Genomic DNA, 25,093 nt, shown 5'->3' on the forward strand with positions numbered 1-25,093 from the left:
CTTGTTTTTATTGAATAGCAAAGTAATCATTTGTAATCGGGTTTGAATAATTGTATTTTTGAATGAGGCTAATAGAAAAAATCATGGAACTGATACTAAAATCTAATAATGAACAAAGCATTGCTAAGATTATAGCTTTGGCGAAAAGGCTGAATGTTATTGTTGAAAAAAAAGATGCAGACAGTAATAGCAACGACAAAGCTGCTATAAAAGAAAGGATTTTAAACTTTAAAGCGTCAACACCCTCTCCCTTTGGTGATGCTGTAGCTTGGCAAAACGAACAGCGAGAGGATCGTGATCTGCCGTTTTCCTAATCATGATTTCATTAATCGACAGCAATATTCTCATTTATTCTTTTTTATCTGAGTATCAATACTTACGGGAGATTATCACTAATGAGTTTTCCTGTATTTCTGAAATATCAAGGGTTGAGATCCTTGGATTTCACGGTTTGAAAAAAGACGATGAAAAATATTTTCTTGACATATTTGACGTTATCACCATTATCGCCCCCTCGACCGAAATATTTGACTGCGCAATACAGATTCGAAAATCTCATCGATTGAAGTTGGGCGATAGTATTATTGCTGCTACAGCATTAGTTAATGGCCTGACTTTATACACACGAAATGTTTTCTGATTTTGATAAGGTTACGGGTTTAAAATGTGACAATCCTATAAAGTAAGCTATCTTTATTTATAATGAAGAAAACAATAGCCACAATAATACTCCTCATTTTTTGCCTGCCCATATTTGCCCAAAAAACTGAAACCTATATATTACTTAAACCCGACCGTGTTTTCGACGGTGAGCAGATGCACGCGGGCTGGTGGGTACTGGTAAACGGTAATCGTATCGAAGCAGCAGGAGAACCCGCTACAATAAAAATACCTGCCAATGCTAAGGTGATTGACCTGAAAGGCACAACCCTGATGCCCGGCCTTATTGAAGGCCACTCACACCTTTTCCTGCATCCCTATAACGAAACTGCCTGGAACGACCAGGTACTTGGCGAAAGCCGTGCCGAGCGTACCGCCCGTGCGGTTAACCATGCCCGTGCAACTTTGATGGCCGGCTTTACTACCGTGCGTGACCTGGGAACCGAAGGCGCTGCCTATGATGACGTGGGATTGAAAACTGCGATTGAAAAAGGCATAATCCCCGGCCCCAGGATGTTGGTGGCCACCCGGGCAATTGTGGCTACCGGCAGTTATGGCCCTAAAACTGAAGTGGCCGAAGCCAGCATAATTAAAGGCGGCGAAGAAGCTGATGGTATTGATGGCATTACCAGGGTGGTGCGGTCGCAAATTGGCCATGGCGCAGATGTAGTGAAAATTTATGTGGATTATCGCTGGGGGTTAAACAGTACCGCAGCCCCAACTTTTACTGAAGAAGAGTTGAAGGTAGCTGTACAGGTTGCTAAAAGCAGCGGCCGTACGGTTGCTGTACATTCGTCAACTACCGAAGGCATGCGCCGGGCCATAGCGGCAGGCGTAACTACCATTGAGCATGGCGACGGCGGAACACCTGAACTGTTTAAGCTGATGAAAGAAAAAGGCATAGCTTTATGCCCAACCCTCAACGCTACGGAATCAATTTCGGGCTACAAAGGCTGGAAGAAGGGCATCGACCCGGATCCCGCGGGAGTAAAGCAAAAGCATTACATTTTTACCGAGGCATTAAAGGCCGGTGTTACTATTTGTATGGGCGGAGATGTTGGTGTATTCGGCCACGGCGATAATGCCCGGGAAATGATATTAATGGCCGAGTACGGCATGAAACCGTTGGAGGTGTTGCGCTCGGCAACATCAGTTAATGCCTCAGTTTTTGGATTGAAGGATTTGGGGAATATCAAGACCGGATACCTGGCAGATTTAGTTGCCGTTAATGGTAACCCGGTTGAGGATATGAAAGCTTTGAAGATGGTGAAGTTGGTGATGAAAGATGGGGTGATTGTAAAAGAATAATTGATATTTTTACGTACAACCATATCACATGCAATATTCAACCTTTTTTAAAAAGCAATCAGCAGCGCTTATCGATATTTACCAGGAGCGTTTCACAAAAACTATCTGGCAGGCTGTTTTATTGACGGGCGTTAGCTTTATAATAACTGCGGTAATTTCAAATTATACCCAGTATGATCAAAGTGCAAAAAATATCCCCGTAAGTGTATTAAGCTTTTTTAGTCTCCGTTTTAGTTTCAATGAAACTTATAGCATAGTTGATAATGCCAAGTCCATTTTTATTTTTTTTGTGTCCATTTTTTCGATTAGCCAGGTTGGTAAGGTAACGTTTAAGAATATAGCCTGTTTAACAGCGATATTGTTTATATGTTGTTTGTTAGACCTTTCATTTTTCCAGTTAAAAGGACAACTACACCACGGTATAGATAACCGGTATTTGGAAAGATGGAGCAGTGCGGTCATTTATATTTTAAGGCTTTACACGCCATTAGTGTTATTTGCCTTAACCATTCAAATTTGTATTTCGGGGGCAAAGTTTAATGCCAGGAACATTGTTTTCCTGTTTATCACATTGTATTTTTTTAACGAGATGACCTTTTTAGTGATATCGTTAATGAGGACTTGTGTTTTTGAACTGTTACTATGCCTGTTTAATTCAAAAACATCACATTTTATTGCAGAAAGTGTTTTAGGTGCCGGATTGATGGCATCGTTCGTTATAGGCTATCATTGCGCTATGACTGGTCCGTTTGTTTTAGAGCAAGAGGCTGTAGAAGATGCGGAGGAAGGTATTTGAAAGATAACATATAACTATGCTCTATTTGCATTGAGCAGTAATCATAAGGTTGTACTTTTAGATAAAATGTGTATCTTTATTGAAATTTGTGTGTATGAGAACAAATATTGATATCGACGATACGTTGATGGCCAAAGCTCAAAAGTTAAGCAGTATCAAAACCAAAAAAGGTATAATTGAGGAAGCTTTAAAACTGTATGTTACTATAGAAAATCAAAGGAAATTTGCTGCTTTGAAAGGGAAAATCGAAATGGATGATACTGCTTTTGAATAATGGAAACTATCCTTATTGATACATCTGTTTGGGTTAATTATTTCAAGGACGTGGATACGAATGCCAGTAGATTTCTTACTAATAATCTCACGAACGTGATTTTGGCTACTTGTCCAACAATAGTTCAGGAGGTTTTGCAGGGTGTTGTTTCTGATAGTGATAAAAGAAAGGTCAATTCGCATTTTGATACATTAACTAAACTGATTGAAGATCCTTACGAAGCTGCTGTCGAAGCTTCAGAATTATATCGGCTTTTGAGAAAAAAAGGGGTTACGATTCGCAAACCTAATGATTGTTTAATAGCTGTATATGCTATGAGAAATAAAATCTCATTGTTGAACGACGACAGGGATTTTCAATTCATAGCCCAACACTCATCGTTGAAAGTAATGAGCTTTCATGAATGATCATTTCTTCTCTCTGAACCGCTTATAAATTTTCACCGCAATCATTAATATCACGCCCAGCGATACTATTCCCACAACTCCAAATATCCAGCTTAAGCCATCTTTTTTAACGGCAAGAAACACAATTGCGAAAAGTAAAATGGTGGCCAACTCATTCCACAGGCGTAATTGAGTTGATGTCCATTTAAAAACACCTTTACGCATTTGTTTCATTTTGTGCTGGCAGATGTAGTGGTAAATTATAAGCCCGATAACAAAACCAAGCTTTATGGGTAGCCACGCCATTAGCATAAAGCCTGGTTTTATATAAACCATGGTTATCCCCGCCGCAAGTACCAGGAACATGGAGGGTACTGCTATAATATACCATAGCTTCTTCTCCATAATCTCGAATTGGGCCGATAGGATACTGCGGTCTGGCTCGGGCTTGGCTTGTGCCTCGGTATGGTAAATAAACAGGCGCACCATATAAAATAGTCCCGCCATCCAGCAAACTACAAAAATGATATGTATGGCGAGAACGTATTCGTACATGAAGCCCCCTAACCCCCTAAAGGGGGAATTTTTTGATTTGCATTTTTTTATTACCCCGACTATAATTCCCCCTTTAGGGGGTTATGGGGCGTATTCCTTTATAATCTCTACCGCGTATTTCACATTATCAAACGGGATATCGGGCATAATGCCGTGGCCCAGGTTGAAAATGAAGCCTGGCTCGTCCTTCATCCGGTCGAACAGGCGGTATATGCGGTCTTTAATTACTTTTTTATCGGCGTATAATATATGCGGATCAAGATTACCCTGTACGGCTACACCGGCAGGTAAACGCTTTTTGATATCCAGTAGGTCCACATTCCAGTCAATTGATACCACATCCGGCTTAGCTTCGGCCATTAACGGCGCAAAAACCGAGCTGCCTTTACAGAACGATATCACCGGGATATCCTTACGGTTAAGCTTGCTGATGATCTGTTGGATGTAGTAGTGGCTAAACTCTTTATAATCATCCCATGCCAAAGCCTGTGCCCAGCTATCGAAGATCTGTACTGCGTTTACGCCGGCTTCAATTTGCAGGTTTAAATAGTCGGCTGTAACAGTGGCGATTTTTGATAACAGCTGATGGGCCATTGCCGGCTCATTGTGCAGCATCAGTTTGGTGAGCTTAAAATCTTTTGACGATCCGCCTTCAACCAGGTAGCTCATCACGGTAAATGGCGCACCTGCAAAACCAATCAGCGGGATACTGCCATTTAAACGCTGCTGAATCACCTTAATGGCATCAGCAACATATTGTAATTTATCGCCTACATCGGTTTGCAGGTTATCAATATCTTTTTGGGTACGTACAGGGTTGGCAAACTTGGGGCCTGTGCCGGCATTGAAACTCAAATCGCCGCCCATAGCTTCGCCGGTAACCAGTATGTCCGAAAACAGGATGGCGCCATCAATGCCCAATAGATTAACCGGCAACATGGTAACATCGGCAGCAAGCTCCGGTGTTTTGCACATTTCCAAAAAGGAATACTTGTTTTTTATGTCCCAATATTCTTTCATGAAACGGCCGGCCTGGCGCATCATCCACACCGGTGGCCGTTCTGTTTTTTCGGAAAAAGCTGCCTTTATTAATAACGAATCTCTCATATCTTTTAGAAGAGAGCAAAAGAGTCAAGAATCAAGAGTCAAGAATTAAGACTTTGGGTTGCCGGTAACAGTACTGGCGATGTGCGGAGCGAATAGTTAGATCAACTTTACGCTTTGCATTTTCATGTCTTGATTCTTGATTCTTGACTCTTGATTCTATATACTCTATTTTTGTTTAATCTCCTTGTGAAGTTTGTTTATAACATCCTTCATTTTGGCGGTAATTTTATCGGCATGCAGCTCGGCCAATTGCAGGTAGGCTTTGGCTTTATCGTAATCATTATGCCTTATACTTATATTTGCCACCGTAACCAACGCGGCTACATGGTCGTTTACAGATCGCAGTGGGTATTGGGCTGCAATCTCATAATGTTGTTCGGCTGCTTTAAAATCCTGTTTTTGCACACATATGCCGCCGTAAATAAATTCATAATAACCCCGGCGCTTTTTACTGAGCCATTCGGGTTTGCTGATTTCTTTTAACGATGCCTCTGCCTTATCAAATTCCTTATGGTGAAAATATTTGGCCGCAACAACCAGGGTTCCCTGTTTAAAGTAATCCCATATTAGCAACAAAATCATCATAGCAGCAACAGCCGCAAGCTCATAAATGCGCAGGTACAGCAGCAAGCCTAACGATAGCAGGAAAACAAATGCAATAAATATGCGCACCCGGTTACTGAACATTAATTAGTGCTGATTATCGGTAAATTTATAGCCTACACCACGGATGGAGTGAAAATAAACCGGGTTTTTAGGATCTGGTTCAAAATACTTACGGAAGGTTAGGATAAAGTTATCGATAGTACGGGTTGATGGGTATACATCATAGTTCCAAACAGTTTCCAGTATCTGCTCGCGCGATACGGCATCGTTACGGCGCTCAATTAAAAGCTTTAGTAACATGGTTTCTTTTTTGGTAAGCGGAGTGATAGAACCATCTTCATTCACCAGCTCAAACGAGTTAAAGTGGATGGTTTTTTCGCCAATTTTGTAGCTGTTAAACTCTTTAAGGTCATCGCCTTTCAGGCTGCGTTTTACCAGGTTGTTCACCCGTAAAATAAGCTCTTCCAGGTTAAACGGTTTGGTTAAATAATCGTCGGCCCCTTTTTTAAGCCCCGAAATTTTATCCTCATTGGTGTTTTTGGCTGTAAGAAACATGATAGGCACCTCGGTATTTTCAAGGCGGATGGTTTCTGCAACCACAAAGCCGTCAATTTCGGGCATCATTACATCCAAGATAACCAGGTTAAAACGCTCTTCTTTAAACAACTGTAAAGCCTTTTTACCATTTTTTGCTGTCGAAACTTTATAACCTTCCAGCTCAAGGTTAAGTTTAATGGCTTCCAACAAATGCTCTTCGTCTTCGGCTAATAGAATTCTTTTTTTGTTAGGCATCGTCTGACTCATAATTTTAATACACTAATTTGATAAGCATTAATTCACACTCATTAAATCGAATTACACGAATCACTATTCAAGTTATTTACACATTTTACTATTCAAACTATATAAGCAGATTAGTGAAATTTGATATAATTTGTGCAATTGGTGTTATCCAAATACAACTTCAAAAATACTACCAGCGGGGCGGTTGTCTTTCACCTTAATACTGGCGTGGTGCTTATCCAGCACCTCTTTTACTATATAAAGGCCCAAACCGGTTCCCTTGGTGTTGCGGGTTTCCTCGCTGCCCACACGGTAAAAACGGTCAAAAATACGGGCTTTTTCATTATCGGCTATGCCAATGCCCTGGTCGGCTACCTCCAGGTATACCTTATCATCTTTTGAAAATAACTTAACAACCACTGCCGAGCATGGGCTGGAATATTTTACAGCATTCTCTATTAAATTGGTTACCACGGATGTAAGCGCAAACTTATCGCCGGTGATTTCAATTTTGGGTTCAATCTCGGCATCGATAATCATTTGGTTGCAATCGCATTTGCTGATTTGCAAACGGTTTACAATGCTATCTACCAAAACCGAAAGATTAAAGCTTGCTTTAGGAAACGTGTATGATTGGTTTTCAATTTTGGAGGCCAGCAACATATTCTCTACCATATCATCCAGGCGCTCAACATCATTCAACGATTTTTCTATAAAATCAAGTACCTGTTCTCTGGTCAGGTTGCGCTTCTGAATGGTTTGCAGCAGAATTTTTATTGATGCCAGCGGCGATTTCAGTTCGTGTGTTACCGAAAGCAAAAAGTTCTTTTTTTGCTCCTGCAGCTTACGCTCTTTATTGATGGTTTTGTGCAGGCTAACCGCGCCCAGCGTAAATACCAGTATAAACATCGATCCCTCGCATAGTACCATACTGATAGGCCTTGCGTGAGGCGTTACCAACATATACCCCCACCATACCAGTTGAGCAACGGCATAGATGATGAGCGCGTAAAAAATTACAAATGTCCTTTTCATTTTATCTGTTGTCGGGTTTCTGTTGCCAGTTGCCTGTTTTTACTTATTACTGAAAACCAGGTCAAGGCTATCAAAAATAGCGCGTTTGGTTTTTTCTAAATCAATTTTGGTATGGGCCGATGATATAAAACCAACTTCGTAACCTGATGGACCCAGGTAAATACCCCGGTTTATCAGTTCGCGGTGGAATTTTTTGAATTTTTCCATGCTTGCTGCATCAATATCTTCGGCTTTACGAATATACTCTTTATCTGTAAAAGCAAACCAGAATATCGATCCGATACCAAACACCTTAAATTTATAGTTACGGGCTGTAGCAAAACGCTGTATGGCCTCGGTAAATTCTTCTCGTTTATTATTCAGGTCGCGGTAAAAACCCATGCGCAAAAGTTCGGTCAGCTGGGCAATACCTGCCGCCATAGCTACCGGGTTGCCAGATAATGTGCCGGCCTGGTAAACACCGCCATCCGGCGATACATTACCCATAATTTCGGCCGATGCGCCATAGCAACCAACAGGCAAGCCACCGCCAATGATTTTACCATAGGTAATAATATCCGGCTTAATTTGGTAATAGCCTGCCGCGCCTTCAAAACTAACCCGGAAACCCGAAATTACTTCGTCAAATATCAGCAGCGTGCCGTTTTGGGTACATATATCGCGCAAAAATTGCAGGTATTCTTTTTCCTGTAACAGCAAACCGTTATTGGCCGGGATAGGTTCGATGATGACGGCTGCAATCTGGTCTTTAAATTCATTAAAAGCCAGGGTAAGAGCTTCCTTATCGTTCAGGGATACTACGATGGTTTCGTCAACAAATGCCTTTGGTACGCCGGCTGATGACGTTTCGCCAAAGGTAACCAGGCCCGATCCTGCTTTAACCAGCAAAGCGTCGGTATGACCATGGTAGCAGCCTTCAAATTTCAGGATCTTATCGCGTTTGGTATAACCCCTTGCCAACCTGATAGCCGACATAACCGCTTCGGTCCCTGAACTTACAAAACGCAGTTTTTCAATAAATTTATTGTTCTTCAGGATCAATTCGGCCAGCTCATTTTCCAAAGCGGTTGGTGCGCCAAAAGACATACCATTTTGCATTACCTCTATCACCTTCTCCCGTACTTTGGTATTGTTATGACCAAGGATGAGCGGCCCCCACGAGCAACAGTAATCAATAAACTCGTTGCCATCGGCATCCCAAATATGGCTGCCATCGCCTTTTTGAATAAACAAGGGTGTGCCATATACCGATTTAAACGCCCTCACCGGCGAGTTAACCCCACCCGGAAAGTAAGTTTTAGCCTTAGCATACAGTTCGGCGCTTTTCTCCCTGCTAATATCCGGCTTCCCCGTAGTATTCACCGGTTCATTAGCCTCGCCCGAAAACATCTTTTTTATTGAATCTAACATTTTTATAAGTCAAAAATCAAAATTCAAAAGTCAAAAATTCAGTGTTTGTTTCGAATTTTTACTTTGAACTTCAACTTGTTTACAACCAAATTAAAGACCAAGAATCAAAATTTAAAAGTCAAAAAATTCAGGTTCATTTTGAATTTTTACTTTTGAATTTTGACTTTATCAAAGCCATTTATTCTCCAAAACTTCCTTGGCATGATACGTCAATATCGCGGTGGCGCCTGCCCGGCGGATGCTGGTAAGCACCTCGGTTATGGCGCGCTGCTCGTTGAGCCAGCCGCGTTGTACAGCTGCTTTTATCATGGCATATTCGCCGCTTACGTTGTAGGCGGCAACGGGTAGTTCGGTATTATCTTTTATTAGTTTTATCACATCCAGGTAGGGTAGGGCCGGTTTTACCATTAAAAAGTCGGCGCCTTCCAGCTCGTCTAAGTTGGCCTCTATCAATGCCTCGCGCTGGTTGGCCGGGTTCATCTGGTAAGTTTTTTTATCACCAAACTTGGGTGCCGAATTTAAGGCATCCCTGAACGGACCATAAAAAGCACTTGCATACTTGGCCGAATACGACATGATAGAAACGTTGGTAAAGCCGTTTTGGTCCAATACTTTCCGAATGTATCCAACACGGCCATCCATCATGTCTGATGGGGCAATAATATCGGCCCCACATTGTGCGTGTGCCAAAGCCATTTTGCCTAAAACTTCCAGTGTTTCGTCGTTCAATATTTCGCCATTTTTAACAATGCCGTCATGGCCATCGCTGCTATAAGGGTCCATCGCCACATCAGTAACAACACAAGCCTCCGGAAAGTTCTTTTTAACTTCGCGAATAGCGCGCAGGTACAAGCTTTCTTCGCGGTAGCTTTCGGTAGCCATGGTATCCTTAAGGGTTTCATCAATATTGGGGAACAAATCAAATGATTTTAAACCCAGCTTCATACAGCTTTCAATTTCGCGCAGTAAATTATCTACCGAGTACCGGTAAATACCCGGCATTGATGCTACCTCGCTTTTTTGGTTCTCGCCATCGATAATAAACAGGGGGAATATCAAATTGGCCGCACTTATGTGCGTTTCCTGCACCATTTGGCGTATTACTTCACTTTTACGGTTTCTACGTGGTCGTTGTAACATGTTATAGCTGATACCCCGGTTTCGGAAACTGCCTTGCCGGCCGGAGGAGCGCAAAGTTATATAAACCCTTACAATTATGTACGCTATAAACTCATTAAAGGTAATTTATGGCGTAAAGATGATTTTACAGAAATGTTTGTACAAGCAAAATATTTTATAGCTGTATATTTCGTAACTGCCTGATAAGCAATAGGGATTGATGAATTGATCCCGGTAATGGCGGTTGGTAGCGGGAATTTTGCCCAAAGGTTACGACGATGTGTAGAGAGACACCCAGGTTGATAGTGAAGTATATTAAGCATTAAATACCCGGACCATGGTATTCATGGTCCGGGTATTTTTTTTAACACCTGTTGGTTAAACAGGTTGTTCCAAAAACGGCTTCGGCCAGACCTACTTCGTCGGGCGAAAACGGTAGTGTGTAGCGGGTGCCCATTTCGTCGAATTTTTTGCCTGTTGATTTACCAATGGCTATTACCTGTTGATTGGGTTCTAACAGGTTATCCTGGAAATAAGCCTCAACGTTAGATGGGCTGGTAAAAACCAGAACATCAGCGCCGGTTCCTTCTACTTCTTCTTCAATTACAGTTTCGTACACCGTAAGGTCGATTATTTTGGTTTCGGCAGATAAGCCTTGTTGTATGCTGCGTAATGAGCCTTCGGCGCCGGGGAACAATACTTTAGTACCGTTGGCCAATGTTGCAAAATCTGCCGCAACCTCGGCGGTATCGCCGCTTTCGCCAACATAAGCCGCGAAATGGCCATTGCGGCGCAAGGTATCTTCAGATCCTGAGCCCATTACACCAAATTTTACTTTTGAGGGTAATTGCGGCTTTAGTGCAAAGAAATACTCTACCGCGTTTTTACTGCTGAAAAATATCCAGTTGATATCTCTTAAAATATAGGGATCAAGCTTATTGATAACGGGTACCGTGCGGATAAGCGAACGGGCATCTATATTAATACCATGTTTTTCCAATGCCTTGCGGAAATAGCTTTGCTCCGAAAGATCGCGGGTTATAAATACACTTTGGGCCAGTTTGCGGTTAGTATCAAACATAGCCACAACCTTTTGGGCAAGGCCATCGGTTGTATCCGATTTCAGGAATACCCTATCCGGGAATTCATCACCTTCATCGGCTTTTGAGGTAAATACCTGGTATACATCATCCTCCTTGCGGCAATAGCAGCCCAGGGGCAGGTGACAGCCACCGCCAAACAGCTTTAACACGGTACGTTCAACAGCCAATTCCTCGGCTACAGCCGGGTGGTGCAGTGCTTGCAGGGCTTCAAAAAGTTCCTGGTCAACCTCACGTATCTGTATGGCCAAAGCGCCCTGTGCAGGTGCAGGGATCAGCTCGGCAGGGGTTAGTTCCTCTACGTGAAATTCGCTTAAATCGATATTTAAACGGCTTACACCGGCCTTGGCCAGCATAATGGCATCATACTTTTCGTCGCGTAGTTTGCCTATGCGGGTAGGTACGTTGCCGCGTAATTCTTCTATCTCCAGGTCGGGGCGGTAAGCCAGTAACTGGGCCTTGCGCCTGTTGGATGATGTGCCAACAATAGCTCCGTATTTAACAGATAACTTTTGATGTACATCTACACAATCTTTCAATATCAGCAACAGTTCAGATGGATCTTCCCGTTCTGAAACTGCTGCGATGATGAGTCCCGGAGGGTTTTCGGTCGGCAAATCTTTATGCGAGTGTACCGCAAGGTCGATGGTGCCGGCTAATAATTCTTCTTCTAATTCTTTGGTGAAAAAACCTTTACCTTCCAGCTTATCAAAGCTGAGGTTGAGGATACGGTCGCCCTGTGTTTTAATGATCTTTAACTCGGCGGTAATGTTGATGGCGGCAAGGCTATCTTTTACAAAATTGGCCTGCCACAGCGCTAATTCGCTGCCACGTGTTCCTATTATCAGTTTTCTGTCCAAAAGAATGATTGTTTGCAGGCGCAAATTTAATTTTTTATCAGCATGAAAAGGTACAACAAGTACACGAATTTTTTCTGATTGCAACAATATGACGGTTAGGTGTGGGTTTAAAGCCCTACCAACCGGTTATTTATTAAACAATACTGTTTTGATTAAGTTTATCTTTGGGGTTAGTCCTAAGTCTCAAGTCCAAAGTCAAAGTTTGAAGAAATATCACTTTTGGCTTCAGACTTGAGACTTAGTACTTCAGACTAAAAAGAAATACATCATTTCATTAAAATGAAAGCAGTTATTATAACACGCCCCGGCGATCCATCGGTGTTACAGGTACAGGATAGGCCGCTGCCAGCTTATGCTGATAACGAAGTATTAATTAAGGTATTGGCCGCGGGAGTTAACAGGCCGGATGTTTTTCAACGTAAAGGGAATTATCCGCCACCTGCCGGCGCGCCACAGGATATTCCGGGTTTAGAAATTGCCGGCATTGTGGTGGCTATTGGTGCAACAGTAACTCACCTGATGGTTGGCGATAAAGTTTGTGCCCTGGTTGCAGGCGGCGGTTATGCCGAATATTGTAATGCCCCCGAAGAACAATGCCTGCCGATACCCGAAAATCTTTCGTTTACAGAAGCAGCCTCGCTGCCCGAAACGTTTTTTACCGTTTGGAGCAATGTGTTTGATCGTGCCGGTTTAAAGGGTGGCGAAACATTATTGGTTCATGGTGGCTCAAGTGGTATTGGCGTTGCCGCTATCCAAATGGCCAACGCACTGGGGCATACCGTATATGTAACAGCCGGATCGGAAGATAAATGCCGCTTTTGTGAGGCTTTAGGCGCGGCAAAGGCTATTAACTATAAAACGGAAAACTTTGCCGACAATATTAACGATATCACTAAAAGCAAGGGTGTTGATGTGATACTGGATATGATAGGCGGCGATTATACAGCGGGCAACATTAAATCGCTGGCTGTTGAAGGGCGTTTGGTGCTTATTAATACCATGAACGGCAATAATGTTCAGGTTGACCTTGCCCAGGTGATGCGAAAACGGCTTATAATTACCGGCTCAATGCTGCGCTCGCGCGAGGTGGAATTTAAAGGCGCTATTGCACATAAATTGAAAACTKTTATTTGGCCGTTGTTGGTATCCGGCCGAATAAAGCCCATTGTAAATGCTGTATTCCCTATTGTCGAAGCCGCAAAAGCCCACCAACTTATGGAAAGCAGTGGGCATATTGGCAAAATTGTGCTTGACTTTGGCGATCAGTTGGCGCTGTAATCAGAGAGTTTGGCTTCTTTTAAAGCGGTGCCATATTTTGCGTTGGTAACCGCCACATAGTTATTTGCTAAAATGGCGTTGCCGCGCGGGCTTAAATGAACGCCATCCAAAGAAAACAACCCTCCGGTTAAATAATTTGACGAAACAGTGACGCCTTGAACAGTAGTGCCGTTTTTAACCTTATTAAAAAAGGCGTAGGCATCAAATAGGGCAAGCGCCTTGGCTGATGCCAAAGTGCGGATAGAGGTGTTATAAGCGCTAATGTAATCAGATGTGATAGCTTTTTCGTTAACATCGAGTATCCATTTATTTTCGATAGGGGCATAGGACGATAAACCATAATACTGCAATCCGTGCGCGGTTGAAACCTGTTTGCCTATCTGGGCAACGTTAAGGCTTAATAATAATAAGTCTGCTGCCGTTGCAGCACGAACCTCGTAACCGTCCTGGGCAACATCCGAACTTTGTTTGGCTTCAATATATAATTTATCAAAGGCGGGATTGGTAGCTTTCGTTTTATTTAATACATCGGCCAGCGTCTTCGCAGTAAAAAATGGCAGTGCGCTTACGTCCGGAATGGTGGTTAATACTCCTTTTGCTCCGTTAGCGGTCAATTTGTTTACCAGCAGGGTATATGTTGTGTTAAATGTTGTTTTGTCTGTTAAGGCCGATGGTTTTACTCCGCCGCCTGCTGCATATCCAAAAACATCGTTGGCACCCAAATTAAGGGTGAAAAAGCCGAATGGTTTGCTGGTAACAAAATCTACATAACTGGTATTATTTGCCGGGGCGCTTAATGGCAGTAATCTTTCAAAATACCTGTTGGTGTTTCCGGTTTGTACGTTGCCTATGTCGGCCACTTTTAACCCGGCTACGCCAAAATTGTCATTATCGCCAGTGAACTTGCTTAGCAATTGCACGTTACCTACACCGCTAATATTGATGTTGTCGCGAATAGCAGTTTTTAAGGTGTCTCTTACAATCAGGGGCTGTCCGTTGGCGTCGGTCCCTTTTAGCTCCATAAAGCCTGTGCCGTTCATCTGGGCAATACTAAACAACGGCTGATTAAATGTTTTTAAACCCGCGCCCTCCAGGCTGCCTGCAAAAATATTGGGAAAGGAGTTGTAAATTCCCCAGTTATATAAGCCGTCGTTGGTATAACCGGCAGTTTGTGAATCGCCTATGGCGATGTACCGGCTGTAAAAGCCGGTATTGGTAGCCGGCGTGCTTCCGCTTACCTCTGCTTTTTTTTCCGGACCAATTGTAGTGTCAAGTTTGCATGCCGAAAAAAATAGCAATGCAGAAAAAAATAAAGCCCCCGCTAATCTCATAACTCGTTTTTGATAATTAATAGTATATATATTTAATTAGAAGTTATTTTTACGCGGCAACTATTTGTTTTGTTGCGTAATACGATTATTATTTGGGCAATTATTCGGGGGGATTTTTTTTATTTAGCTATGCCACTTAAAAATCGCTTTCTAAATGTTGACTTTCTATTTTAAAATTGGGATAGAAACTTTATCTTTGCGCCTCTGAAATAGCATCTTATATTTTACAAGCAGGATACTATTAAAAAGGAAAATTCTTAAACACCAGGTTATATATGCCAAACATTGGAAAAATATCACGGATCATCGGTCCGGTAGTTGACGTAAGTTTCGCTGATGACGCTCATCTCCCTAAAATTTATGACGCGTTAGAGATCACGAAAGATAATGGCCAAAAAATCATTTTAGAAGTTCAGCAGCATTTAGGTGAAGATCGTGTACGCGCGATTGCGATGGATTCAACAGACGGATTGCTACGTGGCATGAAAGTTTTGGATTTGGAATCGGCTATCAAAATGCCAATTGGCGAAAACATTAAAGGCCGTGTATTTAACGTAGTAGGCGATGCTATCGATGGTATACCAAATCTTGACAAAACCAATGGCCGCCCTATTCACAATACTCCTCCGCGTTTCGAAGACTTGTCTACCGAAACTGAAGTATTGTTTACAGGTATCAAAGTAATCGATTTGCTGGAGCCTTATGTAAAAGGTGGTAAAATTGGATTATTTGGTGGTGCCGGTGTAGGTAAAACAGTATTAATTCAGGAGCTTATCAACAACATCGCGAAGGCTTATGCAGGTTTATCTGTATTTGCTGGTGTTGGCGAGCGTACACGTGAAGGTAATGACCTTTTGCGCGAGATGCTTGAAGCAGGCATTATAAAATATGGTGATGCATTTATGCATTCAATGGAAGAAGGTGGCTGGGATCTATCTAAAGTAGATACCGAAATGATGAAAGATTCAAAAGCAACCTTCGTGTTCGGTCAAATGAATGAGCCTCCTGGTGCACGTGCGCGTGTAGCTTTATCGGGCTTAACTATTGCCGAGTATTTCCGCGATGGTGATGAGGATGGCAAAGGCCGCGATATCCTTTTCTTTATCGACAACATTTTCCGCTTTACACAAGCAGGTTCCGAAGTATCGGCGTTATTAGGTCGTATGCCATCTGCGGTAGGTTACCAGCCAACACTGGCAACTGAGATGGGTACCATGCAAGAGCGTATTACTTCAACCAAACGTGGTTCAATCACATCTGTACAGGCCGTTTACGTACCTGCGGATGACTTGACCGACCCTGCACCGGCAACAACATTTGCCCACTTAGATGCTACAACAGTACTTTCGCGTAAAATTGCAGAGCTTGGTATTTACCCTGCTGTGGATCCTTTGGATTCTACATCACGTATCTTAAGCCCGGCTATTTTGGGCGACGAGCATTACAATACCGCTCAACGTGTTAAAGAAACTTTACAACGTTACAAAGAGCTTCAGGATATTATCGCCATCTTAGGTATGGACGAGTTATCTGAAGAAGATAAACTGGTTGTATCGCGTGCCCGTCGTGTTCAGCGTTTCCTTTCTCAGCCGTTCCACGTTGCGGAGCAGTTCACCGGTTTAAAAGGTGTATTGGTTGACATTAAAGATACCATCAAAGGTTTCAACATGATCATGGATGGCGAAGTTGATGAGTACCCAGAGGGTGCATTCAACTTAGTTGGAAGCATTGAAGATGCCATTGAAAAAGGTAAAAAATTATTGGCAGAAGCCAATAACTAATAGAATCAAGACATTAGAGTCAAGAATCAAGAGAAGAGAAAAAAAAGTCTTAACTCTTGATTCTTGACTCTTGAATCTAAAAAGAAATGACTTTAGAAATTCTTACTCCCGATAAAAAGATCTACGAGGGCGAAGCCACATCGGTTACCGTACCTGGTACCTTGGGATTATTTGAGATATTAAACCACCACGCGCCTATCATATCAACCTTACAGGATGGTAAGCTGATTGTACGTGGAGGCAACGCCGGTAAAGAAGAAGTATTTTTTATCAAAGGCGGCGTAGTTGAAGCATTAAACAATAAGGTCATTATTTTAGCCGAAGGAATTCTGCATAAATAAACTATACCCTTATTTTTCAAAAAAAAACGTCCGGGTATAGCACCCGGACGTTTTTTTTTGAATGAATTTTTTTCTTAACAAAGTTGTTTTTATCGAGGGAATAAAGAAGATAGAATTGGTATGTCAAATGGCAAATTCAAAAAATAATGTGGTATACGTCATCTTCATATCGGCACATTTAAAATCTGCACATATGAAGGCACATTTAGCAAACTTTTTCAGTCACCACCGCCATTTCAGGAAGAAAATCGGCAATTTACTATGCATGCATAAAATATGTACCGAATACCGTTTTGAACTTTGGTCTATTTTGTTAAAAATTATGTTCTTTTAATTGTTGTAAATGCGTAATTTTATACTGTTAAAATAATAAATTAAGATATATTATACTTTTTGAAAAAATAAATCCTGACTATTGTTATTCGCGGTTGCTATATCTACCTTACGTTTATTGATTCGAGCAATCATATAAACCTGGTCAACAACAAGAATATTTTATAAAAACTTCTATCATACCAAATAAAAATGAGTTCATCATCAGATACTACAGCGGCTATAGAATTGAATAAGTATAGCAAAACTTTTACCCAGGATCCAACACAGCCGGCCGCGCAGGCCATGCTTTATGGTATTGGGTTAACAGATGATGATATGCGCAAAGCCCAGGTTGGTGTGGCAAGTATGGGTTACGATGGTAACACTTGTAACATGCACCTGAACGATTTGGCTAAGATAGTTAAACAAGGGATCTGGGATGAGGATATGGTAGGCCTGATATTCCATACCATTGGTGTAAGTGATGGCATGAGCAACGGTACCGAAGGTATGCGCTATTCTTTAGTGAGCCGCGATATTATTGCCGACTCCATTGAAGCTGTTACAGGCGCGCAGTATTATGATGGTTTAATTACTTTGCCTGGTTGCGATAAAAACATGCCTGGTTCTATTATGGCTATGGGGCGTTTAAACCGTCCGTCAATTATGGTATACGGTGGTACTATTAAACCGGGCCATTGGAAAGGCGAAGACCTGAACATTGTATCGGCATTTGAGGCTTTAGGCAAAAGGATGGCCGGTACTATTGAGGATGTTGATTTTATGGGCATCATTAAAAATGCCTGCCCAAGCGCAGGTGCCTGCGGTGGTATTTATACAGCTAATACGATGGCCGCAGCTATTGAGGCTTTGGGTATGAGCTTGCCTTACTCATCATCAAACCCGGCATTAAGCGAAGATAAAAAAGCTGAGTGCCTGGCAGCAGGCAAGGCTATAAAAATATTGTTAGAGAAAGACATCAAACCATCAGATATCATGACCCGCAAAGCATTTGAAAATGCTATGGTGGTAATTATGGTATTAGGCGGCAGTACTAACGCCGTGCTGCACATGATAGCGATGGCTAAAAGTGTAGATGTAAAGGTAACTCAGGACGATTTCCAAACAGTAAGTAACCGTATCCCGGTATTGGCCGATATGAAACCAAGCGGTAAATACATGATGGAAGACCTGCACAACATTGGCGGTGTACCGGCAGTAATGAAATATTGTTTGGCGCAAGGCTGGTTACACGGCGATTGCCTTACCGTTACCGGTAAAACCATTGCCGAAAACCTGGCAGATGTACCCGAACTGGAGTTTGATACACAAAAAATTATATGGCCGGTTGAAAAACCAGTTAAAGCTACCGGTCACTTACAGATACTTTACGGCAATATTGCCGAGGGTGGCAGCGTAGCCAAGATCAGCGGTAAAGAAGGTACCCATTTTGAAGGCCCGGCCCGCGTATTTGATGGCGAGTTTGAACTGATACATGGCATACAAAGCGGCCGAGTCAAAAAAGGTGATGTGGTGGTTATCCGCAACGTAGGCCCTAAAGGCGCACCAGGTATGCCCGAAATGCTTAAGCCAACATCGGCCATTTTTGGCGCGGGTTTAGGCAGCTCGGTAGCATTAATTACCGATGGTCGCTTTAGCGGTGGCACACACGGTTTTGTGGTAGGCCACATCACCCCCGAAGCTTTTGACGGGGGCGCAATAGGCTTAATTAACGACGATGATAAGATCATTATTGATGCAACAACAAACAGGATCAATGTGATATTAACCGACGAAGAAATGGCAGCCCGTAAAGCAGCATGGCAACAGCCCGCTTTAAAGGTATCCAAAGGCTTATTATACCGCTACGCCAAAACAGTAACATCGGCAGCAGAAGGTTGCGTAACAGACGAAATGTAGAGAGAAATTGTACGTATGACGTTTTAAGTTGTACGTGAATGAAAAGTTAATAAAAAACAAAACGTAGAACGTAAAACGTTCTACGCAAAACAAAAAATAAGCGGTTATGGAAGCTATACAAGAAGTACTTACTGAAACAAAACCTACAGAAACCATTGTTGAAGTTTCAGGATCGGTAGCATTATTGGAGGCATTGATTGTTGAAGGTGTTGATACCATCTTCGGTTATCCGGGTGGTGCAATTATGCCCATTTATGATGCTTTGTTTGATTACAATGATAAGCTGAACCATATCCTGGTGCGCCATGAGCAGGGCGGTATCCATGCAGGGCAGGGCTATGCGCGGTCATCGGGTAAGTGCGGTGTTGTGTTTGCAACCAGCGGTCCCGGCGCTACTAACCTGGTAACAGGCCTGGCCGATGCCCAAATTGATAGCACACCATTGGTATGTATCACCGGCCAGGTTTTTGCGCACCTTTTAGGTACCGATGCTTTCCAGGAAACCGATGTAATCAATATTACTACACCGGTAACCAAATGGAACTACCAGGTAACCGATGCTAACGAGATTCCTGAAGTGATAGCCAAGGCATTTTACATCGCCAAAAGTGGTCGCCCCGGACCAGTATTGATCGATATTACAAAAAACGCGCAGATCCAGTTATTTAACTATAAAGGTTATACACCCTGCAATCATATCCGTAGCTACAGGCCTAAGCCTATAGTTCGCCCGCAGTATATCCAGGAAGCTGCCGCTTTAATTAACCAGGCCAAAAAACCGTTTATTCTTTTTGGACAAGGCGTGATTTTGGGCAGTGCCGAGCAGGAGTTTAAAACTTTTGTTGAAAAAAGTGGTATCCCTGCAGCATGGACTGTTTTAGGAGCCGGCGCTATCCCAACAGATCACCCTTTAAATGTGGGGATGCTGGGCATGCACGGTAACTACGGACCAAACGTATTGACCAACGAATGCGACGTATTAATTGCCATAGGGATGCGTTTTGACGACCGGGTAACAGGTCGCCTTGATAAATATGCTAAACAGGCAAAAGTTATCCACCTGGATATTGACCCTGCCGAGATTGACAAAAACGTAAAATCAACGGTACCTGTTTGGGGCGATTGTAAAGAAACGTTGCCGTTGCTTACCGCAGCTGTTGAAGCCAAACAACATACCGAATGGCTGGCTAAATTTAATGACTACACCCGCCAGGAGGTTGAACAGGTAATTGAAAAAGAACTGAACCCAACTACGGCCGAAATGACGATGGGTGAAGTAATTAAACAACTGAACGAAATTACCAAAGGCGAAGCTATCATAGTTACCGACGTTGGCCAGCACCAGATGGTGGCCTGCCGTTATGCTCAATTTAACAATACCCGCAGCAACGTTACCAGTGGTGGTTTAGGTACCATGGGTTTTGCCTTGCCGGCAGCCATTGGCGCTAAATTTGGCGCTCAGCATCGTACGGTGGTAGCTATTATTGGCGACGGCGGTTTCCAGATGACCTGCCAGGAATTGGGTACTATTATGCAAAGCGGCATCGATGTAAAAATCATCATCCTGAATAACCGTTTCCTGGGTATGGTAAGGCAATGGCAGGAATTGTTTAACTCGCGCCGTTACTCGTTTGTCGATATCCAAAGCCCGGATTTTGTGGCGCTGGCAGCAGCATACCGCATCCCCGGCAAATGTATCGACGACCGTAAGGATCTTCCATCGGCATTAAATGAAATGCTGAGCAACAAAGGATCGTTCCTTTTAGAAGTAATGGTTACTAAGGAGAATAACGTATTCCCGATGGTACCGCAAGGTTGCAGTGTAAGCGAGATCAGGTTAAAATAGGCCCCCTAACCCCCTGAAGGGGGAACTTAAAAAAAAGAAATCATGACCCAGGATACAGAAAAACAGGAATTTAACATCACGGTTTATACAGAAAACCAGATTGGTTTATTAAACCGGATAGCCATTATATTTACGCGCCGTAAAATCAATATCGATAGTTTGAATACTTCTCCATCTGAGATTGAAAGCATTCACCGTTTTAATATTGTGATTACCGAATCGGAAGATGTGGTACGCAAACTTACCCGCCAGATAGAAAAACAGGTGGAGGTATTAAAATGCTACTATCATACTAACGAAGATGTTATTTGGCAGGAAATGGCGTTATATAAAGTATCGACGGACGTAATTGCCGAGAAGGTAAGTGTTGAGCGTTTATTACGCGAAAACGGTGCACGTGCCGTTGTGATCCGTAAAGATTATACGGTGTTTGAAACCACTGGCCACCGCGAGGAAACCGATAACCTCATCACTATTTTACAACCCTACGGCCTGATTGAGTTTGTGCGCAGCGCCCGCGTTGCAATTATTAAAGATAGTGACGGATTTAACCGTAAATTGCGCGAGTTTGAGCGCCTTGAACCGGGCGAAGACGTTATTGAGAACGAATATTTAAACCAGGGACAAAAAGTATTTACGATGTAAGTTTTGAGGTGAAAGGCTAAAGCTGAAAGGCAAAAGGTCAGGGCCCCTATAAAAAAAGCGTCATTGCGAGGTACGAAGAAATCCCCAACTATACAGGACAAGCTTTCAGGTTAAGCAATGTCAAAAATAAATTAGAAAACTTAAATTACTCATAAAATCAAAATCGGTGAAATCATCACAAATCGGTGAAATCCCAAAAAACAAACAATAAAACAATGGCAAAATTAAATTTCGGCGGTACCGAAGAAAATGTGGTTACCCGCGATGAGTTCCCTTTATCAAAAGCTCAGGAAGTACTAAAAGATGAAGTTGTAGCAGTAATTGGCTATGGCGTTCAAGGTCCGGGTCAGGCGCTAAACCAAAAAGACAATGGCATCAACGTTATTGTTGGTCAGCGTAAAGGCACTAAAACATGGGATAAAGCTGTAAGCGATGGCTTTGTACCGGGCGAAACCCTTTTTGAAATTGAAGAAGCTTTACAAAGAGGAACAGTAATTTGCTACTTATTAAGCGATGCTGCACAAATTGCTTTATGGCCAACTGTAAAAAAACACCTTACTCCGGGTAAAGCGTTATACTTCTCGCACGGGTTTGGTATTACTTTTAACGAGCAGACTGGTATTGTTCCTCCTGCTGATGTTGACGTATTTTTGGTTGCACCTAAAGGTTCAGGTACTTCATTACGTCGTATGTTCCTTCAAGGCCGTGGCTTAAACTCAAGCTACGCTATTTTCCAGGATGCAACAGGTAAGGCATTTGAGCGCGTTATCGCTTTAGGTATTGCTGTTGGTAGCGGTTATTTATTTGAAACCAACTTCAAAAAAGAAGTATTCAGTGATTTAACCGGCGAACGTGGTACGCTGATGGGTTGTATCCAGGGTATTTTTGCTGCTCAATACGAAGTATTGCGTGCAAATGGTCACTCTCCGTCAGAGTCTTTCAACGAAACTGTTGAAGAACTTACCCAATCATTAATGCCTTTAGTTGCAGAAAATGGTATGGATTGGATGTATGCCAACTGCTCAACCACCGCACAACGTGGTGCTTTGGATTGGTGGAAAAAATTCCGTGATGCCACTAAACCGGTATTTGAAGACCTATACAAAAGCGTTGCAACAGGTGTTGAGTCGCAAAAATCAATCGATTCAAACAGCAAAGAAGATTACCGCGAAAAACTGGATGCTGAATTAAAAGAATTACGCGAAAGCGAATTGTGGCAGGCAGGTAAAACTGTACGCAGCTTACGCCCTGAAAACCAGGTTGTAGAAGCTTAGGTTTAGTAGTAAGTAGTTAGTATCAAGTAGTAAGATTTTTTTACTTGCATGGTACTAACTACTTTATACTATAATACAGTATCAAAGTAAAGCTGGCCGCTCATGTAGCGGTCTCGATACTTAATACTAACTACTTGATACTATAATGCCGTATCAAAGTCAAGCTTGCAGCTTACGCAGCTGTCTTGATACTTGATACTTACTACTTGATACTATAACACCATGGGACAAACATTATTTGATAAGATATGGGATGCGCACGTCGTCAGTAGCAACGAGGGTTTTCCGGATATTTTATACATCGACACACACTTCATACACGAGGTAACCAGTCCGCAGGCATTTGATGGTTTGCGCACACGGGGGTTACCGGTTTTCAGGCCAAAACAAACCGTGGCCACGGCCGATCATAACGTTCCTACAATTGATCAGCACCTCCCGATAAAAGAAGAACTTTCCCGCTACCAGGTTGATATGCTCACCAAAAACTGTGCTGAATTTGGTATCGAGCTTTATGGTTTAGGTCATCCTTTCCAGGGTATAGTACACGTAATAGGGCCCGAGCTGGGCATCACCCGTCCCGGTGGCACTTATGTTTGCGGCGATAGCCATACGTCAACACACGGCGCCTTTGGTGCCATAGCGTTTGGTATAGGCACATCACAGGTTGAGCAGGTAATGGCAACCCAATGTTTGCTGCAATCGCGCCCAAAACGCATGAAAATTGAAGTAAATGGCACGTTGCAAAAAGGCGTTGGAGCCAAAGATATTATCCTGTACATCATTTCGAAAATTTCGGCCGCAGGCGGTACAGGTTATGCTGTGGAGTATGCAGGCGATACCATCCGCGCGTTAAGCATGGAAGGCCGCATGACCATCTGTAACATGAGCATCGAAATGGGTGCCCGTTGCGGGTTGATAGCCCCCGATGATACAACGATTGAATATGTAAAAGGCCGCGAATTTGCCCCTAAAGGCGAAGAGTGGGACAAAGCAGTAGCTTACTGGAAAACTTTATACTCAGATGCAGATGCAGCCTTTGATGAAGTATTATCCTTTAAGGCCGAAGATATTGAGCCAATGATTACCTACGGAACAAACCCCGGTATGGGCATTGGCGTTACACAACACGTTCCCGAAACTGCTTCGTTTGAAGCAAAAGAGCAGGGATCATACAAAAAAGCCCTTGATTACATGGGGCTGCATGATGATGAACAATTATTAGGCAAACCTATTGATTATGTATTCATCGGCAGCTGCACCAACTCGCGCATAGAAGATTTGCGCCAGGTGGCCGAATTTGTAAAAGGCAAACACAAAGCAGATAACGTAGTAGTATGGGTAGTTCCCGGCTCTAAACAAGTACAGGAACAAGCCATCCGCGAAGGACTGGATAAAATATTTGATGCCGCAGGCTTCCCGCTTCGCGAACCAGGCTGCAGCGCATGCCTTGGCATGAACGAGGATAAGATCCCGGCAGGTAAATACTGTGTATCCACCTCCAACCGTAACTTTGAAGGAAGACAAGGGCCAAATAGCCGTACCTTTTTAGCCAGCCCGCTAACTGCGGCAGCGAGTGCCATTACGGGGAAGGTGACGGATATTAGGAGCTTTTTGAAGGAATCAGTTGTCTGAACCGGAATTAAACGAATTTATTGAATTAACAGAATTTCAGAATGTGGCTTCGAGAAATTCTAAAGATGTCTGAACTGGAATTAAACGAATTTATTGAATTAATAGAATTTTAAAATAGTGCTTCGAGAATTCTAAAGATGTCTGAACGAGAATTAAACGAATTAATGAATTTATAGAATTTTAAAATGGCGCTTCAAAAATCCTATCATTCGTGTAATTCTAAGAATTCAACAAATTCCGGTTCAGAAAAAAATAACAAATGGACACCTCTAAAAAGACGCCCGACGAATTTAAAGATTGCACAAGCCGAATCATTGGTTGTGCAATGCGGGTGCATTCTTTTTTAGGTAATGGTTTTCAGGAAGCCATCTACCAAAGGGCGTTGCAAATAGAAATGGCTTTAGAAGGCTTGGTGTTTACAAGAGAAATGGAAATGCCAATCTTTTACAGAAATGAACAGATTGGTACAAGGCGGGTTGATTTTTTTGTAGAGGGTGAGATAATGGTGGAACTGAAAGCAATTATTTTTTTAGAAGATGTTCACCTTGCACAAGGTATTAATTATCTCGAAGCATACAATATCAAGACAGGTTTACTTATAAATTTTGGAAGTAAAGGCCTGCAATTTAAAAGATTACTGAATAAAAAATATAAACCGGAGAATGTATGAGCCGGAATTCATCGAATTAAAGAATTAACAGAATTTTAAAATTCTAATTCAATAAATC

General features: G+C 42.6%; 24 protein-coding genes. 15 read left to right on the forward strand and 9 right to left on the reverse strand.

Features of this window, described 5'->3' with window-relative positions:
- Positions 1-83 precede the first annotated feature (83 nt).
- The 6 genes from AC1DV1_RS11440 to vapC all read left to right on the forward strand — a co-directional run bounded on the left by AC1DV1_RS11440 (position 84) and on the right by vapC (position 3,445).
- Positions 84-314 carry a hypothetical protein gene (locus tag AC1DV1_RS11440; RefSeq protein ID WP_477358958.1) on the forward strand — a complete coding sequence of 77 codons (231 nt, stop codon included), beginning with the start codon at positions 84-86 and terminating at the stop codon, positions 312-314.
- Between the two features lie 2 nt (positions 315-316).
- On the forward strand, positions 317-640 hold the full coding sequence (locus AC1DV1_RS11445) for a type II toxin-antitoxin system VapC family toxin (protein ID WP_477358961.1): 324 nt from the start codon (positions 317-319) through the stop codon (positions 638-640).
- A gap of 62 nt (positions 641-702) precedes the next feature.
- Complete coding sequence (locus tag AC1DV1_RS11450) at positions 703-1,968, forward strand: metal-dependent hydrolase family protein (protein ID WP_477358964.1); 1,266 nt, start codon at positions 703-705, stop codon at positions 1,966-1,968.
- 28 nt (positions 1,969-1,996) lie between these two features.
- Positions 1,997-2,764 (forward strand): hypothetical protein, encoded by a 768-nt coding sequence (locus tag AC1DV1_RS11455; RefSeq protein WP_477358967.1) that lies wholly within the window; start codon positions 1,997-1,999, stop codon positions 2,762-2,764.
- Between the two features lie 94 nt (positions 2,765-2,858).
- Complete coding sequence (locus AC1DV1_RS11460; RefSeq protein WP_477358970.1) at positions 2,859-3,038, forward strand: type II toxin-antitoxin system VapB family antitoxin; 180 nt, start codon at positions 2,859-2,861, stop codon at positions 3,036-3,038.
- Entirely contained in the window at positions 3,038-3,445 is a 408-nt protein-coding gene (vapC, locus tag AC1DV1_RS11465) for a type II toxin-antitoxin system VapC family toxin (protein ID WP_477358973.1), read from the forward strand. The genes AC1DV1_RS11460 and vapC overlap by 1 nt, the downstream gene beginning before the upstream one ends.
- Here vapC and AC1DV1_RS11470 read toward each other — a convergent pair whose 3' ends face one another.
- From AC1DV1_RS11470 to hemC, 8 genes are all read right to left on the reverse strand, one after another.
- The gene (locus AC1DV1_RS11470) at positions 3,446-3,979 is read right to left on the reverse strand and encodes a CopD family protein (RefSeq protein WP_477358976.1); all 534 of its coding nucleotides are present in this window, start codon (positions 3,977-3,979) and stop codon (positions 3,446-3,448) included. It abuts the gene before it with no gap.
- A gap of 81 nt (positions 3,980-4,060) precedes the next feature.
- The gene (hemE, locus tag AC1DV1_RS11475) at positions 4,061-5,086 is read right to left on the reverse strand and encodes a uroporphyrinogen decarboxylase (RefSeq protein WP_090643151.1); all 1,026 of its coding nucleotides are present in this window, start codon (positions 5,084-5,086) and stop codon (positions 4,061-4,063) included.
- A 165-nt stretch (positions 5,087-5,251) separates the two neighbouring features.
- Positions 5,252-5,773, reverse strand: coding sequence for a hypothetical protein (locus tag AC1DV1_RS11480; RefSeq protein ID WP_477358979.1), 522 nt, complete (start codon positions 5,771-5,773; stop codon positions 5,252-5,254).
- A gap of 3 nt (positions 5,774-5,776) precedes the next feature.
- Entirely contained in the window at positions 5,777-6,484 is a 708-nt protein-coding gene (locus AC1DV1_RS11485) for a response regulator transcription factor (protein ID WP_090643161.1), read from the reverse strand.
- A 156-nt stretch (positions 6,485-6,640) separates the two neighbouring features.
- Positions 6,641-7,510: a sensor histidine kinase gene (locus tag AC1DV1_RS11490; RefSeq protein WP_147052978.1), complete on the reverse strand. Its 870-nt coding sequence runs from the start codon at positions 7,508-7,510 to the stop codon at positions 6,641-6,643.
- Positions 7,511-7,549: 39 nt separating this feature from the next.
- Positions 7,550-8,920: a glutamate-1-semialdehyde 2,1-aminomutase gene (gene hemL / locus AC1DV1_RS11495; protein WP_477358982.1), complete on the reverse strand. Its 1,371-nt coding sequence runs from the start codon at positions 8,918-8,920 to the stop codon at positions 7,550-7,552.
- A 168-nt stretch (positions 8,921-9,088) separates the two neighbouring features.
- Positions 9,089-10,060 carry a porphobilinogen synthase gene (hemB, locus tag AC1DV1_RS11500; protein WP_477358985.1) on the reverse strand — a complete coding sequence of 324 codons (972 nt, stop codon included), beginning with the start codon at positions 10,058-10,060 and terminating at the stop codon, positions 9,089-9,091.
- Between the two features lie 343 nt (positions 10,061-10,403).
- Positions 10,404-11,999, reverse strand: a complete 1,596-nt coding sequence (hemC, locus tag AC1DV1_RS11505) for a hydroxymethylbilane synthase (RefSeq protein ID WP_477358988.1) — start codon at positions 11,997-11,999, stop codon at positions 10,404-10,406.
- 279 nt (positions 12,000-12,278) lie between these two features.
- On the opposite strand from hemC, the gene AC1DV1_RS11510 reads away from it, so the two are divergent.
- The gene (locus AC1DV1_RS11510; RefSeq protein WP_477358991.1) at positions 12,279-13,277 is read left to right on the forward strand and encodes an NAD(P)H-quinone oxidoreductase; all 999 of its coding nucleotides are present in this window, start codon (positions 12,279-12,281) and stop codon (positions 13,275-13,277) included.
- Here AC1DV1_RS11510 and AC1DV1_RS11515 read toward each other — a convergent pair.
- Positions 13,262-14,608, reverse strand: a complete 1,347-nt coding sequence (locus AC1DV1_RS11515; protein ID WP_477358994.1) for an SGNH/GDSL hydrolase family protein — start codon at positions 14,606-14,608, stop codon at positions 13,262-13,264. The genes AC1DV1_RS11510 and AC1DV1_RS11515 overlap by 16 nt on opposite strands.
- A 275-nt stretch (positions 14,609-14,883) precedes the next feature.
- Here AC1DV1_RS11515 and atpD point away from each other — a divergent pair, with 275 nt between their 5' ends.
- The 8 genes from atpD (at position 14,884) to AC1DV1_RS11555 (ending at position 25,035) form a co-directional block, all read left to right on the forward strand.
- A complete protein-coding gene (gene atpD, locus AC1DV1_RS11520) occupies positions 14,884-16,389 on the forward strand; it encodes a F0F1 ATP synthase subunit beta (RefSeq protein ID WP_477358997.1) in 1,506 nt (501 codons plus the stop codon).
- Positions 16,390-16,475: 86 nt separating this feature from the next.
- Positions 16,476-16,730 (forward strand): ATP synthase F1 subunit epsilon, encoded by a 255-nt coding sequence (atpC, locus tag AC1DV1_RS11525; protein WP_477359000.1) that lies wholly within the window; start codon positions 16,476-16,478, stop codon positions 16,728-16,730.
- 525 nt (positions 16,731-17,255) lie between these two features.
- Positions 17,256-18,965, forward strand: coding sequence for a dihydroxy-acid dehydratase (ilvD, locus tag AC1DV1_RS11530; protein WP_477359003.1), 1,710 nt, complete (start codon positions 17,256-17,258; stop codon positions 18,963-18,965).
- 106 nt (positions 18,966-19,071) lie between these two features.
- The gene (gene ilvB / locus AC1DV1_RS11535; RefSeq protein ID WP_477359006.1) at positions 19,072-20,811 is read left to right on the forward strand and encodes a biosynthetic-type acetolactate synthase large subunit; all 1,740 of its coding nucleotides are present in this window, start codon (positions 19,072-19,074) and stop codon (positions 20,809-20,811) included.
- 42 nt (positions 20,812-20,853) lie between these two features.
- Positions 20,854-21,456, forward strand: a complete 603-nt coding sequence (gene ilvN, locus AC1DV1_RS11540; protein ID WP_477359009.1) for an acetolactate synthase small subunit — start codon at positions 20,854-20,856, stop codon at positions 21,454-21,456.
- A 215-nt stretch (positions 21,457-21,671) separates the two neighbouring features.
- Positions 21,672-22,730, forward strand: coding sequence for a ketol-acid reductoisomerase (gene ilvC / locus AC1DV1_RS11545; RefSeq protein ID WP_477359012.1), 1,059 nt, complete (start codon positions 21,672-21,674; stop codon positions 22,728-22,730).
- A 222-nt stretch (positions 22,731-22,952) separates the two neighbouring features.
- Entirely contained in the window at positions 22,953-24,365 is a 1,413-nt protein-coding gene (gene leuC / locus AC1DV1_RS11550; protein ID WP_477359015.1) for a 3-isopropylmalate dehydratase large subunit, read from the forward strand.
- 259 nt (positions 24,366-24,624) lie between these two features.
- Positions 24,625-25,035 (forward strand): GxxExxY protein, encoded by a 411-nt coding sequence (locus AC1DV1_RS11555; protein ID WP_477359018.1) that lies wholly within the window; start codon positions 24,625-24,627, stop codon positions 25,033-25,035.
- Positions 25,036-25,093: the final 58 nt, after the last annotated feature.

Source organism: Mucilaginibacter sp. P4_D1, from assembly GCF_056401935.1.